This window comes from Candidatus Symbiothrix dinenymphae (assembly GCF_001431085.1).
Map to the genome: position 1 here is coordinate 1 of NZ_BBRU01000058.1, position 1,098 is coordinate 1,098.

1 protein-coding gene is annotated in these 1,098 nt (G+C 44.3%); it reads left to right on the forward strand.

Going from position 1 to position 1,098, the window contains the following annotated elements:
* The coding region (locus ASC50_RS01055) for a DUF5977 domain-containing protein (RefSeq protein WP_226995309.1) at positions 1–1,098 on the forward strand (1,098 nt) is incomplete at both ends.

A 1,098-nucleotide genomic window follows, 5' to 3' on the forward strand; every position in this document is an offset into this window, starting at 1 on the left:
TATTTCGAATAGCACCATTAAAAATTTAGGGGTAACCGGCACTATAACCGCCGCTTATTTCACCGAGGATGAGTTGCGTTATATAGGAGCCATTGTCGGTGAGGCGCAGGGGCGGAGCATCATCGAAAATTGTTACAACATTGCTAATATTGTATCTCCCGATGCTACCTCCATTTACTGTAGTGGCATTGCGTGGTTGCGGGGGAATGGCTCGGAAATCAATAATTGCTACAATGCAGGTGATATAGGAGGTGATGACGTTTTTGGTATAGCTTCAGGTTTTTCTGTGCAGACTTCTATTTCAAATAGCTTTGCAGCTAATGCCACGATGTCCGCTCGTTCCAACGGTAGTTTTAGAATAAGGGATAATAGTATTCGCAGCATTAATTGTTATGCTAACCAAGATATGACAATTAATGGTGTGAAGCCGACCAACGAGATAGGCACTGCCCAGCAAAATGGAGCAGATGCAGCACTTGATAGTTTTAAATCGCGAACATGGTTTGCAGCTAACTTGTCGACTTGGAATTTCACAAACGTTTGGGATATGCCGAATGATGATAACGGTACCACTAAGGGACTTCCGGTGCTCCGAAAAACCTACTGTAATAATACACCTCTACATGCCAGTTTTACTAAAAATGATTGTCTGCCCGGATACACTCCCTCGCCTCCGGAGGACTATGCTGTTCCGGTGGGTACTATCAAGTCTAATGTTAGCACAGCAGATGCTAACACTCGTGCGCTGGAGCTTCTTAATGTAGAAGGTCAAAAGAATGCTAATGATATATGCTCTTGTATTGAACTTTTCAGAAGTGTTGAAAAGCGCGGCACATTTACCAGAAATAATTGTGACCCGGAATACATCGGTTCACAGGTAACTTATATTGTTGCGGCGGGGAACCACACATCTACCATTAGTCAAGCCGATGCAGATAGTAAAGCCGATGCAGATGTTGCTGACAATGGTCAAGCGTATGCTAATACTTATGGCTCTTGCACGCTTCCCCCCGGCACTTACGTCAATGTAGAGAAGCGCGGCGACTTTACTCGAAATAATTGTATCGCAGGCTACATCGGTTCAACAGTTTGGCGATT